Genomic DNA, 15,687 nt, shown 5'->3' with positions numbered 1-15,687 from the left:
GCGCTTTGTTTTAGGCACTTGTCAAACAAAAACGGCGGAAGGGCAAGCCATCCGCCGTTGCAATTTTCGCATCAACCGACGTTTTTCCGGCATGATTCACTAGGAAATCGCACCGGAAACCGTCAATCAGCTGCCATAAACGTCGAATGGGAAGTACTTTTCGTTGATTTCCTTGTACTTGCCGTTGGCGCGGATCGCTTCGATCGCCTTGTTGAACTTCTCGCGCAGCGCATCGTCGCCCTTGCGGACCGCGATACCGGCGCCGTCGCCGTTGATAACGGGGTCGATCGGCAGGGTGCCGAGCAGCTTGCAGCAGGCGCCGTCAGCGGTCTTCAGCCATTCCGAGAGCACGACGACGTCGTCGATGACCGCATCGATACGGCCGTTGGCGATGTCGAGCTTGTACTCATCAGCCGTCGGATAGAGCTTGATTTCGGCACCCTTCATATGCGCTTCGGCATAGTTGGAATGGGTGGTCGAGCCTTGCGCGCCGAGCGCCTTGCCCTGAAGGGCGGCTGCGGTTGCCTCGGTGATCGGCGAATCCTTCGGCACGACGATTGCCGGCGGGGTGTTGTAGTACTTGTTGGTGAAGTCGACCTTTTCCTTGCGCTCGGCGGTGATCGACATGGACGCGATGATGGCGTCGAACTTCTTGGCGATGAGCGCCGGAATGATGCCGTCCCAGTCCTGCGTCACGAAAGTGCACTCGGCCTTCATTTCCACGCACAGCGCCTTGGCGATGTCGATGTCGAAGCCCGTCAGCGTGCCGTCCGCTTCCAGGTTGTTGAAGGGCGGGTAGGCGCCTTCCGTGCCGATCACGACCTTTTCGCCGTCGGCCATGGCCGAGCCTGCCATGAGCACGAAAACGGCAGCCGATGCGGCGGCTGCCAGCCGCTTGGAAATACGCATGATAGTCCTCTCTGTTGGTCGACATCCGGCATTGTTGTTTTTCGCGGATGCCAATTTCAGCCGGGGCGTCTGCCGCCGGTTGTGGCGATATTCGTACTCTTTTCCACTAAAAATCAACAGGAAAGCGAAGGCGCTCAACGGGAATCAAGTTTCGACCGATGATTGTGGTTTTCCGTGCGGGAGAAACATGAACGGGGCGTTCAGCGGCGGTTAATCTTGCCTCCGCTAGCCCTTGTCAAGGAACCGGTTCGCGGTTTGGGCGTTGCATTGGACCGCGCGTCTCGCGGCCAACACAAAAAAGCCGAAACCTTGGGTCAAGGCCCCGTAAGTATTCGTGTTCGCATTCTCTTCTTCAGCGTGTCACAGGTTGACGAGAGGATGCGGGCCAGGACCTCCCAGGAAGAGGAAGGAAGACAAAATGTCGATTCGATCCAAGCTGTTCGCGACCGTCGCGCTGCCGGTGCTGTCGGTGTCCGTGGCGGTTCCGCCCGCGGTGGCCGACAGCCTGATGAAGCCATTCGAGGTTGCACAGGAGGGCGGTGGCCAATCCGACGAGGAACTGCTGCTGCAGAAGCAGCGCCAGGCGGAAGAAGAAGCCGCGCGCCAGGCTGCCGAACAGCAGCGCGCCGCTGAAGAAGAAGCCGCACGCCAGGCCGCCGAGCAGCAGCGTGCTGCTGAGGAAGAGGCTGCCCGTCAGGCCGCCGAGCAGCAGCGTGCCGCTGAAGAAGAGGCAGCGCGCCAGGCCGCCGAGCAGCAGAAGGCCGCTGAGGAAGAAGCTGCGCGCCAGGCTGCCGAACAGCAGAAGGCTGCTGAAGAAGAAGCTGCACGTCAGGCTGCCGAACAGCAGAAGGCTGCTGAAGAAGAAGCCGCACGTCAGGCTGCCGAACAGCAGAAGGCTGCCGAAGAAGAAGCGGCACGTCAGGCTGCCGAGCAGCAGAAGGCTGCTGAGGAAGAGGCTGCCCGCAAGGCTGCTGAAGAGCAGAAGGCAGCCGAAGAGCAGAAGGCTGCTGAGGAACAGAAGGCCGCCGACGAGCAGAAGGCCGCTGACGAACAGAAGGCTGCTGACGAACAGAAGGCCGCCGAAGAGCAGAAGGCCGCCGAAGAGCAGAAGGCCGCTGACGAACAGAAGGCTGCTGAAGAGCAGAAGGCTGCTGAAGAGCAGAAGGCTGCCGAAGAGCAGAAGGCTGCCGAAGAGCAGAAGGCTGCCGAAGAGCAGAAGGCTGCCGAAGAGCCGAAGGCCGGTGGCGAAACCGCTCCCGCCGTCGAGCCGCAGCCGCAGACTGGCGAGGGCCAGCCTGTGCCTGGCGCGGAACAACCGCAGACCGGCGAAGGCCAGCCGGTGCCTGGTGCAGAACAGCCGCAGACGGGCGAGGGACAGCCAGTCCCGGGTACCGAGCAGCCGCAGACCGGCGAAGGTCAGCCCGTGCCCGGCACGGAGCAGCCGGTAACAGCCGAGCAGCCGCAGGTGCAGCAGCCGGCTCCGGAAGTGGTCGACACCCGCACCGAAGAAGAGAAGGTGAAGATCGCCGATGATCCGGCCGCGACCGACGAAACCGTCGTGCTGCCGGTCGAAAACGGTGCTGCCGTGCTCGACAGCGACAAGGACGCCGACAATGCCGGCGGCAACCAGGCGCGCGAAGAGCGCCAGAAGCTGCGTGAAGAACTGCGCGCCAAGGAAGAGGACGCCCCGCCGCCGGCCGACGATGCCGCAGCGCAGGCTGCGATCGCTGCCGAGATGCCGGCCGACCTACCGCAGAAGATCGAAGCGAACCTCAACGAAAAGGGTACGCGCGTCGATGAGGCTCCGGTCTTCGTGGTTCCGGAGACGACCAACATCGTCAACAACACTGTTATCAACAACACGGTGATCAACAACAATACGACGGTCAACAACATCACCAACAACATCACTGAGGTAAAGATCGTCGAGCAGGTCGACAACCGGGTGATCCTCGGTGTCGGCGACCAGATCTTCGTGCGTGGCGACGACCGTCCGCGCCTGCGTTACGATGCGGAAGAGACTTACTACGATCAGCTTCCGCGCGGTCGCACCCGCGAAACCATCGTGCGTCCGGGCGGCTACCGGATCGTCACCGTCTACAACCGTTACGGCGACATCCTGCAGCGCTCGCGTGTCGACCGCGACGGCAACGAATACCTGATGATCTATGCGCCCGAGCGTGACGAGGGTCCGCGTCCGGCGATCATCGACGTCGGCTACGAACTGCCGCCGATGCGCCTGCGCATCCCGGTTCGTGACTACATCGCCGACGTTTCCGACGATCCGGATCGCGACTACTACGAGTTCCTGGCCGAGCCGCCGGTCGAGCGTGTCGAGCGCGTCTACACCATGGACGAAGTCCGCCACTCCGCCCGCCTGCGCGACAAGGTGCGCCGCGTCGACCTCGACACGATCACCTTCCCGACGGGCAGCGCCGAAGTGTCGATGTCGCAGGCCAAGACCATGCGCAAGGTCGCAGCCGCGATGGAGAAAATCCTCGCCAAGGACCCGGGTGAAACCTTCTTCATCGAAGGCCACACCGATGCCGTTGGCTCGGACCGCTCAAACCTGGTGCTCTCCGACAAGCGCGCCGAATCGGTTGCCTCGCTGCTGACCGAGGTCTACGGCATTCCGCCGGAAAACCTGGCGACCCAGGGCTATGGCGAGCGCTTCCTGAAGGTTCGCACCCAGGACGCCGAACAGCAGAACCGTCGCGTCACCATTCGCCGTGTGACCCCGCTGGTTCGCCCGGTCGCACAGCGCTAACAGGGCTTCGCGCAGCGCTAACAAGGCGCGCGCAGCGCCAAAATGATTGGCGCTGGGCGGATCAAGCTTCGGGCAGGACTGCCCGGATAAGAGCAGGAAACCCGCCTCGCAAAAGGCGGGTTTCCGTCGTTTGACATTCCTTCCCAGACTCTTCTTCCCGGATTGCCATGAAAGCCTTTGCCCTCGCGCTTGTTGCCGCCACCACGCTCGCCCATTCTGCCATCGCCGCGCCCGGGCTCGTCGAGCCGGATCTGCGTCTGCCCGCCAATCCCGAGGGAAAGGGCGGAGCGCCGCGGGTGGCGCTGACGCTTGATGCCTGCAGCGGCGCCACCGACATGCGCATCCTCGGCACACTGATCGAAAACCGCATCCCCGCCACGATCTTCGTCACCGCGCGCTGGCTGAAGCGCAACGGCCTCGTCGTCGAGGTGATGAAGGCGCATCCGGATTTGTTCGAGATCGAGGACCACGGCGCCATGCACGTGCCGCCGATCGACGTGAAGATTTCCGTCTATGGCATCGCGGCAGCCGGCTCCGAGGCGGCAGTCACCGCCGAAGTCGATGGCGGTGCTGTCGCAATCAAGGCGCATGGCCTGCCGGCGCCGAAGTGGTTTCGCGGCGCGACGGCCAAATACACCCATTCGTCGATGAGCCAGATCCGCGCCATGGGCTATCGCATAGCCGGCTACTCGGTGAACGGTGACGGTGGCTCGCTGCTGGGTGCGGCGATGGCGGAGAAGCGCATTCGCGCCGCCAAGGACGGTGACGTCATCATCGCCCATATCAACCAACCGACCCATTCCGCCGGCGCCGGCGTTGCCCGCGGCATCCTCGACCTCAAGGCGAAGGGCTACAGCTTCGTGCGACTGAACGACATTCCGGACGAAATGACCGTCGGCGCGACGAACTGACCGCCAGCAACGGCTGATACCGGAAAATATCCGCACGCCGAGGGCGTTGGCGTAAGCCGCAAGTGTGGGCCGTGAATGCGGCGCGCCCTCCGCGGCGGTTCATGTCTCGTCGGCCACGAGGCCGCTGCTCGACGCAAAGTAGCGGTCCGTCGAAATCCGTTTTCCGTTGCCGGTTCCTCCCCGTAGGCTTCTCTCCCTATGCGACTGGTTCTGGAGGGGTGGGATGAAACGTGTCGTCTTCGGGCTCGTTATCGCACTGCTCGTGGAGGCTTCCTTGCCTACGCGTGCCTATGGCGCAGGCACGGCTCTGCCACCATTCGAGCAGGTGCTGGAGCGCGCCGAGGCCGGTGACGTTGAGGCCGAGGTCGATCTCGGCATGCGCTACCAGACCGGCGAAGGTGTTGCCCACGATGTCATGAAAGCCATCGGCTGGTACGGGAGGGCTGCAGCGAAGGGCAACGCGAAAGCCCAGTTCCTGCTCGGCTCGATCTACTTCAACGGTGCCGAAGGTGTGAAGCAGAACTATGTCGAGGCGCTTCGCTGGTTTCGGCTTTCAGCCGATCAGAAGACGCCGGCCGCCCAGTACAATATCGGCGTTCACTACGAACAGGGATTGGGTGTCGCCAAGGATGACGCGCAGGCCGTTGCCTACTACCGGCTGGCAGCGGAGCAGGGCTATGCCGCGGCCCAATACAATCTCGGCTACATGCTTCAGGAGGGGCGCGGAACGGCGCGCGATCCGGCCGCGGCCTTCGAATGGTATCGGAAGGCTGCGGACCAGGGGCTGGTTGCGGCCATGCACAATCTTGCCGTCGCCTACTTGCAGGGCAACGGTACGCTGAGGAATGACGCGGAGGCCTATCGCTGGGAGTCGCGCGCCGCGATCGGCGGGGAACCCCGCGCCCAGTACAATCTCGGCGTTATGTATGAGAGAGGCACCGGTGTCGAACGCAGCGTTCCCGAGGCGCTCAACTGGTATGTGCGAGCAGCCGAGCAGGGAAACATCGAAGGGCAGGTGAATGCCGGCAGGCTCTATTTCAATAGCGAGGCGGGGCGGGTCGATACCAAGGAGGGTGATCGCTGGCTGCGGCTTGCTGCGAATGCCGGAAACGGGCAGGCACAGAATCTCCTCTGCACGATCTACGCGCGCGCCTTCGGCGTCGGGCGTGACGATCGGGAGGCGGTGAAGTGGTGCCGCATGGCGGCGGGCCGGGGCATGGTCTCGGCGCAGGTGGATCTGGCAATCTTCTACATGCTGGGTCGCGGGGTCGAGAAGGACGAGGCTCAGGCATTCGAGTTGTTCCTGAAGGCGGCAGAACAGGGAAACCCGCAAGCGCAGATGAATGTCGGCGCCATGTACCTGACGGGTGCCGGCGTCGATGAAAACTACGCCGAGGCGCACCGCTGGTTCCTGATGCTTGCCGATCGCGGAGATCCCAAAGGGCAATTCAACCTGGCGGTCATGTATGCGAATGGCCAAGGTATCGAGAAGAACGCGAAGGAGGCGGCGCGGCTCTACAAGCTTTCTGCTGACCAGGGTTATGCCTTGGCGCAGTTCAATCTCGCCATCGCCTATCTCAATGGCATCGGCGTGGAGATTGACGCTCCGGCTGCCGTCAGGTGGTTCCGCAAGGCGGCGGAGCAAGGAAATGCCGACGCCCAATTCTTTCTCGGTATCGCCTATGCGAGAGGCGATGGGGTGGAGCAGGATCTTTCAGCCGCGGCCGAGTGGTATGCCAAGGCGGCCGCGCAAGGGATGCAGAAAGCGCAGGAGTTGCTGGCGAAGCTGCCTGAAGAGTATCGCCGTGCCTCACAGCGTTGAGCCTGCCGCGCCTTCGCGCATTTCAGACGCCTTTGCGCTGTAACCCTGTGACCTTCTCGACGAAATCGGCAATTGCCGCCGTGTCGTCGAGCTCGAACACCGGCAGATCGGAGCCTTCTACCGGATGATCGGCAGCGATTGCGCAGATGTGGGGGTCGGTGGGCGCCAGCGGCTCGCGGTTCGCTGACTCCAGACGGCGAGCCTCGACTTTCGGAATCGGTTCGCGCTTGTAGCCTTCGATGAGGACGAGATCGCAAGGCGCGAGCCGCGCCAGGATCTCCTTGAAGCCTGGCTCCGGGGCGCCGCGCAATTCGTGCATGATGGCAAATCGCGTGCCGGAGACGATCGTCACCTCATGGGCGCCGGCCTCGCGGTGACGGTAGCTGTCGGCCCCGACCTTGTCGATATCGAAGTCGTGGTGGGCGTGCTTGACGGTGGAGACGATGTAGCCGCGCCGCGTTAGCTCGGTGACGAGCCGTACCATCAGGCCAGTCTTGCCCGAATTCTTCCAGCCGGCGATGCCGAAGATCTTCATGGCGCTCATGTTTTGTCATCCTCGAAGAAACGCAACCATTGCTCCGCGTCGGTCAGATCCTCGGGCGTGTTGACGTTGAAGAACGGATCGAATGCGCCTTCTGCCGTCGCGATAAGCGGAAAATCGACCGTTACCGAAGGGTGGCGTTCGATGAAGGCGCGGACGCGGCGCTTCGGGTCACTTGTCAGAAAGGTCTCAAGCTCGTCCGCAAGGGCGACCGGCCAGAGCCCGAACAACGGATGCATCTGCGCGTTGGATGCCGCAACGGCAATCTGCTGGTGCTCTGTCAGGCCGGCAACCATTCGGGTGACGAGATCATCCGGAAAGAACGGCGTATCGGTCGGAACAACGACGACGTGGCTTGCTGCCGGATTGGTCGCCGCGACATGGCGCATGGCTGTCAGCACGCCAGCAAGCGGGCCGAGAAAACCGGGGACTGTGTCGGCGATGACGAGCACGCCTCTGTCGATGGCGCCAGCCGGATCGACGTTGAGGTTGACGGCGACGCTCGTCACCTGAGGCCGGAGCCGGGCGACGATGCGCGTCAACATCGTCTGACCGCCCAGCTGAAGGCCGAACTTCGGGCTGCCCATACGGCGCGACAATCCGCCGCCAAGGACGACGGCGGGCAGGGATGCGCTGATCAGGGGCGAGGGACGGCTTTCGGGCATTGTCGACTCCTATTCCAGTGGGCCGGTCAGCGAGCGCTGGGCGACGGCTTTGCGACCGCGCAGCGTCTCGCGATAGAAGGTGTAGAGACCCGAACCGATGATGATCGCGACGCCGACCAGCATCCAGTGATCCGGCACCTCGGCAAAGAAGAAGATGCCGATCGCAATCGACCAGATCAGGCTGGTGTAGCGGAAGGGGGCGATCACCGAAATGTCGCCGGCCCGCATCGCCAGCACGATCGTCTGGTAGCCGAGCATCAGCAGAACGCTTGCCGCAGCGATATGGCTGATGGTCGTCGTCGACATCGGCTGCCAGCCGCCCATCGGCTGGATGAGCAAGGCGCCGACGAGGGTGGTGACGAGCGAAGTCGACACGGTGATGTAGAGCGCCGGCACGTCGTGGCCGATGCGGCGGGTACAGAGGTCGCGGGTGGCGGTGACGAAGACGCACCCAACCACGGTCAGCGCCGCCGGCGTGAAGCCCTCGGGGCCCGGCCGGAGCACGATGAGCACGCCGATGAAGCCGGCGATGATCGCGGTCCAGCGGCGCCAGCCGACCGGTTCGCCGAGGAAGAGTGCGGCGCCGAGCGTGACGGCCAGGGGAAGCGCCTGCATGATTGCCGAGGCGTTGGCGAGCGGGATCTGGCCGAGGGCCGAAATATAGGTGACCGAGGCCAACGCCTCCATGGCGATGCGCAAGAGGATCACCGGCCGCATCAGCGTTCCGATCGGCCGGAAGGCGCGAAAATGCCAGGCCGCGAGCACGACCATCAGCGTCGTCAGCAAACCGCGCACGAAGATGATCTGCCCCACATTCATTGCGCCGGTGACGGATTTGACGAGCGCGTCGTTGCACGAGAACGTGACCATCGCCAGGCACATGAAAAGAATGCCGCGGAAATTGGTGGAGGCTTGCATGCTGGCTGTCCTGCGACGCCGGGCAAGCGGCCTGCGCTGCCGGCGGATGGGGAGGCGAATCCGTGAATGGATCGCCTAATGTTTAAGCATTGGCTGCCGGGTTGTGCAAACGGGATCGCATGCCGCCCCGACTTTTCTTGTCCGGCAAGTAGAAGAGATGCCTTCGAGGGAGAACCTTTGCCGGAAAGACTGTCGCATGCCGGTAAAGCCGGTGTGTTCGAACATAAGCTCATTCGCGGAATCTTAAGTTTCGCTGCCTATCGTCGCCACAATTCCGCATCCATTCGCATGACGCGATCGGCGGGGTGGCGCCGCAATAAACCTTGCAGGGTGGCCATTCCAGGGACGTTTGCTTGAGGCTTGGGAGAGCCTCCGGCCGATGGCCCATCGGTGTTTCCGCCAAGAAAAACCGCCGCGCGGGCCTGCTTCCCATAAGAATAATCAGGGGTGCGCAATGTCTTTCATCGATCGCTTGCTGCAACGGCTGCGTATCGTCACCAAGGTGCTGCTTTTCGTGGTTCCGCTCGTGGCGCTTATCGCCGGCATTGGTCTCATCGGCTTCTTCACTGCCCGCACGCTCAACGGCCATATGACCGTGACGCGGGAAACCATCAACAATCTCTCGGATTTCCAGGCGCTGCGCGGCGCGCTGCAGGCTTTTGCCGATGCGCCGAGCGAGGAAACGCGCACGGCACTGTCGGCCCAGATCGACGAACAGGAAAGCGGCGTGAAGACGCTCGACGGCCTGTTGACCCGTGCCGAGGACAAGGCGGAAATCGCTTCGGTGCTTACGCTTGGTCAAGCCATGCGCAGCCAGACGGACAAGCTCTGGGCGACCAAGCTCGAGCGCGACCAGGTGACGGCGTCGCTCGACAAGGCTCTTGCCGACATGACCGAACAGGGCAATGGCGCCTACAAGCAGATCGACATCATCCGCAAGGAATCGGGTGAAAAGGAGGCCTTTGCCAAGGCGTTGCTGTTCGATGCCGCCGCCTATCAGGGCCTTGCGGAGCGCATCAAGAAATTCCGCCTGCCGGTAACCATGGCCGTCAACCCCGACGCCAAGATCGACCAGGCGAACAAGCTTCTGCCGCATCTCATGAAGCAGATCGAAGAGGCGGAAAAGATCGCCTCGGAAAAGGTGCAGGCGCCGATTGCCGAACTGAAGGATCAGGCAACGAAGGTGCAGGCGACCCTTGCCGGCGGCGATGACAACGAGGCGAAGAAGAACGCGCTGGTGCCGATCCTCAGCAAGTTCTCGAAATACGAAGCGGACTTTGCCAAGGAGGCCGCGAAGAATTCCGACACGGCCGCCAAGCGCTTCGTCGGCATGGATGCCGAGATCTCGCAGCTGAAGACCCTGATCGCGCTGATGGGCGACACCTTCAAGGGCCTCGACAGCACGCGGCTGCACATCAGCGAACTGCATCGCAAGCTCGATGCCGCCGGCCGCGAGCCGGTCATGGCCGACATCCTGGCGGTTCGCGAAACCTCAGCCAAGCTCGGCGAACTCGGCGGCAAGAACGCTGCCCTTCGCGACCTTCCGGGTAAGCTCGGCCCGTCGCTCGACAACATCGACAAGGACACCGCTGCATTGATCGACGTCGGCGGCCGCTGGCAAACGGCAAAGAGCGAAGCGGCGACGATGGTCGCAGCCGCCAGCACGACGCTCGAAAGCTTCGTCAGCAGCGCCCAGGAGGCCGGCAAGGTCGACAGCCAGCGTTCGGCCGACGTTTCGATCGTGGCGATGATCGCCGGCACGCTGCTCGCCATCATCGGTGGCCTGATGCTGGTCGAGACGCTGCGCGGTCCGCTGAAGCGCGTGACCGAAACGATGACGCGGCTTGCCAATGGTGACCTCGACGTTGCCATCGAAGGCCGCAACCGCGGCGACGAGATCGGCGACATGGTGCGCTCGGTTGCCGTCTTCCGCGACAATGCGGTCGAGAATGTCCGGCTTGGTCGTGAGGCCGAGGCCGCGCGCGCGCTTTCTGCAGAAGAGGAAACGCGCCGGGCTGCTGAGCGCGCCCGCATCGAGGCCGAGCAGATGCAGGCGCTGAACGCGCTCTCCGACGTGCTCGCAGCACTTGCCGATGGCGATCTCGAAGAGGGCATGTCCGAGGATCTGCCCGCCGATTACGTGATCATGGCCCGCACCTACAACAATGCGGTCGAGGCGCTGCGGGCGACGCTTGCCGACGTGCGCGTTGTCACCGGCGAGATCACCGGCGGCACCGGCAATCTCGCCGCGTCGGCTGACGATCTGGCGCGCCGGACCGAGCAGCAGGCGGCAGCCCTCGAGGAAAGCTCGCGGGCGCTGCGTCAATTGACCGATATCGTCCGCGCGACGGCCGAAAGCGCCCGCAAGACGACGGTTTCGGTCGGCGAGACCAACTCCTACGCCAAGCATTCCGGCCAGGTGGTCGCCAAGGCGATCGATGCCATGGCCGAGATCAACCGCTCCTCGGAGAAGATCAGCACCATCATCGGCGTCATCGACGAGATCGCCTTCCAAACGAACCTGCTTGCGCTCAACGCCGGCGTCGAGGCGGCGCGGGCAGGCGAGGCGGGCCGGGGTTTTGCCGTCGTCGCGCAGGAGGTGCGTGAACTCGCCCAGCGCTGTGCCGGGGCTGCCCGCGAGATCAAGGGGCTGATTTCCGAAAGCTCGGCACAGGTGAGAAGCGGCGTCGCTCTCGTCCAGGAAACCGGCGACGCGCTGACAGTGATCAACAGCCACATAGGCACGATCCACGACCTCGTCAGCAACATCGAGGCTTCGGCCGCCGACCAGTACACCGGTCTCAACGAGGTGAACTCGGCGGTGCATCAGGTCGAGATGATCACCCAGCAGAACGCCGCGATGGTCGAGGAAAACACCGCCGAGATCCATGGCCTGCGCCGGCAGGTGGAAGCGCTCAACGACAAGATCGAACGCTTCCGTACCGGGACGGACGGTATCGGCGCCCGCGGACAGGGGCATCGAAGCTACGCGGCTTAAGTGTCCGGGCGGGCGGCTTGGGCACCCGCTGACCAACCCTCTCCCCGCAGGCGGGGCGAGGGAACGTGCCGGAGGGGCAAGTGCGCCCATACAGGCGCTATCCACTTACACGCGGAATACGTGGGGACACGAAGGTGTGCCCCACATTCCCTTCTCCCCACCTGCGCGGAGAAGGTGCCGGCAGGCGGTTGAGGGGCCGCCTGCCGGTTGTTCTTCCAAATTGGTATCCTGATGAAAGATCAGCCGCCGGTGACGCTCATGTGGCGGGCAACCGCCGGGCGGTTGTGCTCGCGGTCGATGATGAAGTCGTGGCCCTTCGGCTTGCGGCCGATCGCCTCGTCGATCACCTGGCTGAGATAGGCATCGTCTTCGGAAGCGCGCAGCGCTGTACGCAGGTCGGCCGCGTCGTTCTGGCCGAGGCACATATAGAGCGTGCCGGTGCAGGTGAGACGGACGCGGTTGCAGCTCTCGCAGAAATTATGCGTCATCGGCGTGATCAGGCCGAGCCTTCCGCCGGTTTCCGCCACCTCGAGGTAACGGGCAGGGCCGCCGGTGCGATAGGGAATCTCCGAGAAGGTGAACTGCTCTTCCAGTTGCCGGCGCATTTCCGACAGCGGCATGTAGTGGTCGGTCCGATCTTCTTCGATCTCGCCCATCGGCATGGTCTCGATCAAGGTCAGGTCCATGCCGCGGCCATGGGCCCAGCGCATGAGATCGGGAATCTCTGCGTCGTTGAAGCCTTTCAACGCAACGGCATTGATCTTGATCTTCAGGCCGGCCGCCTGGGCTGCGTCGATGCCTTCCAGGACCTTGGAGAGATCGCCCCAGCGGGTGATCTGATGAAACTTTGCCGGGTCGAGCGTGTCGAGCGAGACGTTGATGCGCTTGACGCCGCAGTCTGCAAGCTCGGCGGCATATTTCGCAAGCTGCGAGCCGTTGGTCGTCAGCGTCAGTTCGTCGAGCCGGCCGGCCTCGATCTCGCGACCGAGTTCGCGCACCAAAAACATGATGTTCTTGCGCACCAGCGGCTCGCCGCCGGTGAGCCTGAGCTTGCGGACACCCTTCTCGATGAAGGCGGAACAGAGACGCTGCAATTCTTCAAGCGTCAGCAGATCCTTCTTCGGCAGGAAGGTCATGTGCTCGGCCATGCAATAGGTGCAGCGGAAATCGCAGCGGTCGGTAACGGACACGCGCAGATAGGTGATCGCCCGGCCGAATGGGTCGATCATCGGGGCTGTCTTCTGCTCCAGCGGCAGAGCGCCAGATCTGTCTATCGTTGCTGTGTTCAAGCGTCTTTCTCCCAGCCCCTTCAATGTCGTCGTCGAAGATCGTCGCGTCAAGGCGCATACTGTCGCAAAGTGTTGATCGGAAGAGACGGGTAATTCTCGCGCGCCGATTTCTGCGCTAGTGCATTGTTGTCCTTCAGAGCAATGCCGCATCGGGGGACGCAGATTACGGCGAATGGCCGGCATCCGGTTTGTCGTACGCGAAAGGAAGCAGCAAAATGAGCGAATTCTGGCCGACGGAATTGCGGGTGTCGAAGGATCGCCACCGGCTTGTGGTGACGTTCAACGACGGAGCCTCCTTCGATCTCTCGGCCGAGATGCTGCGGGTGCTTTCGCCGTCGGCCGAAGTGCAGGGCCATGGTCCCGGTCAGCGGGTGACCGTGCCCGGCAAGCGCAACGTGCAGATCATTTCGGTGCAGCCGACCGGCAACTATGCGGTGCGCATCGGTTTTGACGACTTCCACGACACCGGCATCTTCACCTGGAACTACCTGCGCGAACTCGGCGAAAAGGGTGCGGAACTGTTTGCCGGCTACGAGCAGGAGCTCGTGGAGAAGGGCATGTCACGGGACAAGGCCGAGAAGCCGCGCTGACGACGACCGTGCGCCCGCGTGTGGTTTCAGGGGCGCTACGGCCGCGTGGCGCCCACCTCAGGCCAATTCGCCTTCCTCCCGCAAGAGCAGGCCGATCAGCCGCTCCATGGAGCGGGTTACCACCAGGCAGTCATCGATCGACTCATCGTCGAGCAATCTTTCGATCAGCGCCGTGTGGATCTCCATCGCGGTCTCCGTCAGCGTGCGGCCCTCGGGCGTCAGCGATAGCCTGAGCACCCGTTTGTCCTTCTCGTCACCGCGACGCAGGATCAGGCCGCGTTTTTCCAGATGCGGCAGCAGCATGCTCATGTTGGAGCGGCCGACCAGGAGCTTGCGCGCCAGTTCCTGCTGCGAGATGCCGTCGAACCGGTAGAGATTGATCAGGATGTCGAGATGCGGGGGCTTGATATCGAGATGGGCGATCTCGCGGGTTACCGTCTGCTGCATCAATTGGCAGGCACGGGCAACCGCGATCCAGCTGCGGAAGCGAGGGTGGTCCCAGGGAAAATGATGTTCTGTGGTCACTTGATTTTTGTTCATCGTTGTACAATTATGTTCAGCATTGAACATTTTTAGAGATTCTCACTATGGCATCCTTTGCGATCAAGGTCATCCGTAACGCGCTGAAAGGCGTCGACGCGTTTTCACCCGAGGCGGCCGGGCGGCTCGCTTTCAGGCTGTTCACCCTCACGCCCGGCAGAAGGCCGAAGAATGCCAAGGAAAGGGCGGCGCTTGCGGCTGCGGCCCCGGTGATCGCCAGGGGGCAGCCGGTGACGCTCTCCTATGCCGGCGGCTGGGTGCTGGCGCGCAAGTTCGCCGCACCGCGCGAGGCCGCCAACACCAAGCGCATTCTCCTCGTGCACGGCTGGGGATCGCGCAGCGACTATCTGTCGGCGATGATCGACGGCCTGGTCAAGGGCGGCGCCGAGGTGGTGACGCTCGATTGGCCAGGGCACGGCGCTTCGCCGGGGCGCACGCTGACGATGCCGGCGGCGGTTCGAGCGATCGACGCGGCCTGGCGGCATTTCGGCAATTTCGACGTCTGTGTCGGCCATTCCTTCGGCGGCGGCAGCCTGGCCTGTGCGGCCGGCGGCATCGTCTGCGACGTGCACAGCCATATGCCGAGAAAGCTGGTGCTGATCGGCGCGCCGAGCGAGATGACCTGGCTTTTCAAAGGGTTCGGAAAAATCCTTCGCCTGTCGCCAAAGGCGCAGGCGGCTTTCGAAGGCGTGGTCGAGCGTCTGTCCGGACGGCGCCTTGATGATTTCGATGCCGCGCGGGTGATCCAGGCGCGTGCCGTGCCGACGCTCATCATCCATGCGGAAGACGACAAGGAAGTCTCCGCCGACCATGCGCGCCGTTATGCGGCGGCCGGGCCGAATGTCGAGATGCACTGGGCAAACGGTTTTGGCCACAGGCGCATTGTTTCGGCCGCACCCGTGATTGCGCGGATCAACGCCTTCATACACGCGGAAGATCAAAAAGCCGCCGCCTGACTATTTTTCGTTGACCTCGTCATCAGTCTGTCATGCTATCGGCCGAAGGGTCACTGGCCCGGGATTCGGCGCGCAGATCAGCGCCCTGATCGTTCCCCGGGAAAATTTGGCAGCATTGGAGGACGGTATGTCGATCATCGCCTCGGTCGAGGAACTCAACGCGCTCTATGGCGGCGTCAGCGAAGCATCGGTGGCCAAGGTCACCAAGACGTTGACGGCTGAATACCGGCTGATGATCGAGGCATCGCCTTTCTGCGCGCTCGCGACCGTCGGTCCGGAGGGCCTGGATTGCTCGCCGCGCGGGGACGATGATTGCGTCGTGCGGATCGCCGACGACAGGACGGTGCTGATTCCGGACTGGCGCGGCAACAACCGCGTCGATTCGCTCGCCAATATCGTGCGCGATCCGCGCGTGGCGCTGATGTTCCTGATCCCCGGCTCGAACACGACGATGCGAATCAACGGCACGGCGGTCCTCAGTGTCGATCCTGGCTTGACGGAAAGCTTCGAGGTCGACGGCAAACATCCGCGCAGCGTTATCGTCGTGACGATCGGTGAGGTCTATTTCCAATGCGCCCGCGCCGTCATGCGCGCCCAGCTCTGGAACCCAGACCGCTTCCTCGATCCGGCATCGCTGCCGACGCCTGGCACGCTTCTGAAGGCCGCCAAGGCGGATTTCGACCGCGAAACCTATGACCGCGAATGGCCGGGACGCGCCGCCAAGACCATGTGGTAGGCTGCGTCCCGGCTGATCGGCGCGATTAGGCAAGCACAGAAACTG

At 63.1% G+C, this 15,687-nt stretch carries 13 protein-coding genes; 7 read left to right on the top strand and 6 right to left on the bottom strand.

Annotated features, from left to right (window positions below):
• Nucleotides 1-126: 126 nt before the first annotated feature.
• Nucleotides 127-909 carry an ABC transporter substrate-binding protein gene (locus BLU15_RS00820; protein ID WP_034795139.1) on the bottom strand — a complete coding sequence of 261 codons (783 nt, stop codon included), beginning with the start codon at nt 907-909 and terminating at the stop codon, nt 127-129.
• A gap of 418 nt (nt 910-1,327) precedes the next feature.
• Between BLU15_RS00820 and BLU15_RS00815 the strand changes: the two genes are divergently transcribed.
• From BLU15_RS00815 to BLU15_RS00805, 3 genes are all read left to right on the top strand, one after another.
• Nucleotides 1,328-3,676, top strand: a complete 2,349-nt coding sequence (locus tag BLU15_RS00815; RefSeq protein ID WP_090293924.1) for an OmpA family protein — start codon at nt 1,328-1,330, stop codon at nt 3,674-3,676.
• Between the two features lie 167 nt (nt 3,677-3,843).
• On the top strand, nt 3,844-4,587 hold the full coding sequence (locus BLU15_RS00810) for a polysaccharide deacetylase family protein (RefSeq protein ID WP_090293922.1): 744 nt from the start codon (nt 3,844-3,846) through the stop codon (nt 4,585-4,587).
• Between the two features lie 223 nt (nt 4,588-4,810).
• Nucleotides 4,811-6,409 (top strand): tetratricopeptide repeat protein, encoded by a 1,599-nt coding sequence (locus BLU15_RS00805; protein WP_090293921.1) that lies wholly within the window; start codon nt 4,811-4,813, stop codon nt 6,407-6,409.
• Nucleotides 6,410-6,431: 22 nt separating this feature from the next.
• On the opposite strand, the gene mobB is transcribed toward BLU15_RS00805, so the two are convergent.
• Genes mobB through BLU15_RS00790 form a run of 3 tightly spaced genes read right to left on the bottom strand, consistent with a single transcriptional unit; the run spans nt 6,432 to nt 8,533 of the window.
• Nucleotides 6,432-6,953, bottom strand: coding sequence for a molybdopterin-guanine dinucleotide biosynthesis protein B (mobB, locus tag BLU15_RS00800; RefSeq protein WP_090293920.1), 522 nt, complete (start codon nt 6,951-6,953; stop codon nt 6,432-6,434).
• The gene (mobA, locus tag BLU15_RS00795) at nt 6,950-7,615 is read right to left on the bottom strand and encodes a molybdenum cofactor guanylyltransferase MobA (protein WP_090293918.1); all 666 of its coding nucleotides are present in this window, start codon (nt 7,613-7,615) and stop codon (nt 6,950-6,952) included. The genes mobB and mobA overlap by 4 nt, the downstream gene beginning before the upstream one ends.
• Nucleotides 7,616-7,624: 9 nt before the next feature.
• Nucleotides 7,625-8,533 (bottom strand): DMT family transporter, encoded by a 909-nt coding sequence (locus tag BLU15_RS00790; protein ID WP_060528791.1) that lies wholly within the window; start codon nt 8,531-8,533, stop codon nt 7,625-7,627.
• Between the two features lie 454 nt (nt 8,534-8,987).
• On the opposite strand from BLU15_RS00790, the gene BLU15_RS00785 reads away from it, so the two are divergent.
• Nucleotides 8,988-11,531, top strand: coding sequence for a methyl-accepting chemotaxis protein (locus BLU15_RS00785; protein ID WP_090293917.1), 2,544 nt, complete (start codon nt 8,988-8,990; stop codon nt 11,529-11,531).
• Nucleotides 11,532-11,770: 239 nt separating this feature from the next.
• On the opposite strand, the gene moaA is transcribed toward BLU15_RS00785, so the two are convergent.
• Entirely contained in the window at nt 11,771-12,820 is a 1,050-nt protein-coding gene (gene moaA, locus BLU15_RS00780) for a GTP 3',8-cyclase MoaA (protein ID WP_082572764.1), read from the bottom strand.
• A gap of 215 nt (nt 12,821-13,035) precedes the next feature.
• Here moaA and BLU15_RS00775 point away from each other — a divergent pair, with 215 nt between their 5' ends.
• Complete coding sequence (locus tag BLU15_RS00775) at nt 13,036-13,410, top strand: gamma-butyrobetaine hydroxylase family protein (RefSeq protein WP_090293915.1); 375 nt, start codon at nt 13,036-13,038, stop codon at nt 13,408-13,410.
• Between the two features lie 57 nt (nt 13,411-13,467).
• Here BLU15_RS00775 and BLU15_RS00770 read toward each other — a convergent pair whose 3' ends face one another.
• Nucleotides 13,468-13,950 carry a MarR family winged helix-turn-helix transcriptional regulator gene (locus BLU15_RS00770; protein ID WP_162731914.1) on the bottom strand — a complete coding sequence of 161 codons (483 nt, stop codon included), beginning with the start codon at nt 13,948-13,950 and terminating at the stop codon, nt 13,468-13,470.
• 47 nt (nt 13,951-13,997) lie between these two features.
• Here BLU15_RS00770 and BLU15_RS00765 point away from each other — a divergent pair, with 47 nt between their 5' ends.
• Together BLU15_RS00765 and BLU15_RS00760 are read left to right on the top strand one after the other, a co-directional pair.
• Complete coding sequence (locus tag BLU15_RS00765) at nt 13,998-14,906, top strand: alpha/beta fold hydrolase (RefSeq protein ID WP_090293912.1); 909 nt, start codon at nt 13,998-14,000, stop codon at nt 14,904-14,906.
• 127 nt (nt 14,907-15,033) lie between these two features.
• Nucleotides 15,034-15,642, top strand: a complete 609-nt coding sequence (locus tag BLU15_RS00760; RefSeq protein WP_090293910.1) for a pyridoxamine 5'-phosphate oxidase family protein — start codon at nt 15,034-15,036, stop codon at nt 15,640-15,642.
• The last annotated feature ends 45 nt before the right edge of the window (nt 15,643-15,687 follow it).

The sequence above is a fragment of the Ensifer sp. YR511 genome (assembly GCF_900103045.1).
In the GTDB taxonomy this organism is placed as follows: domain Bacteria; phylum Pseudomonadota; class Alphaproteobacteria; order Rhizobiales; family Rhizobiaceae; genus Ensifer; species Ensifer adhaerens.
This window is presented reverse-complemented; position numbering and strand designations above follow the sequence as displayed.

What these genes read in the sequence shown, in the direction of transcription:
- mobB (WP_090293920.1), bottom strand. Translation starts at nt 6,953, where the DNA reads ATGAGCGCCATGAAGATCTTCGGCATCGCCGGCTGGAAGAATTCGGGC.
- BLU15_RS00790 (WP_060528791.1), bottom strand. Translation starts at nt 8,533, where the DNA reads ATGCAAGCCTCCACCAATTTCCGCGGCATTCTTTTCATGTGCCTGGCG.
- BLU15_RS00815 (WP_090293924.1), top strand. Translation starts at nt 1,328, where the DNA reads ATGTCGATTCGATCCAAGCTGTTCGCGACCGTCGCGCTGCCGGTGCTG.
- BLU15_RS00810 (WP_090293922.1), top strand. Translation starts at nt 3,844, where the DNA reads ATGAAAGCCTTTGCCCTCGCGCTTGTTGCCGCCACCACGCTCGCCCAT.
- BLU15_RS00770 (WP_162731914.1), bottom strand. Translation starts at nt 13,950, where the DNA reads ATGAACAAAAATCAAGTGACCACAGAACATCATTTTCCCTGGGACCAC.
- BLU15_RS00760 (WP_090293910.1), top strand. Translation starts at nt 15,034, where the DNA reads ATGTCGATCATCGCCTCGGTCGAGGAACTCAACGCGCTCTATGGCGGC.
- BLU15_RS00805 (WP_090293921.1), top strand. Translation starts at nt 4,811, where the DNA reads ATGAAACGTGTCGTCTTCGGGCTCGTTATCGCACTGCTCGTGGAGGCT.
- BLU15_RS00785 (WP_090293917.1), top strand. Translation starts at nt 8,988, where the DNA reads ATGTCTTTCATCGATCGCTTGCTGCAACGGCTGCGTATCGTCACCAAG.
- BLU15_RS00765 (WP_090293912.1), top strand. Translation starts at nt 13,998, where the DNA reads ATGGCATCCTTTGCGATCAAGGTCATCCGTAACGCGCTGAAAGGCGTC.
- BLU15_RS00775 (WP_090293915.1), top strand. Translation starts at nt 13,036, where the DNA reads ATGAGCGAATTCTGGCCGACGGAATTGCGGGTGTCGAAGGATCGCCAC.
- BLU15_RS00820 (WP_034795139.1), bottom strand. Translation starts at nt 909, where the DNA reads ATGCGTATTTCCAAGCGGCTGGCAGCCGCCGCATCGGCTGCCGTTTTC.
- mobA (WP_090293918.1), bottom strand. Translation starts at nt 7,615, where the DNA reads ATGCCCGAAAGCCGTCCCTCGCCCCTGATCAGCGCATCCCTGCCCGCC.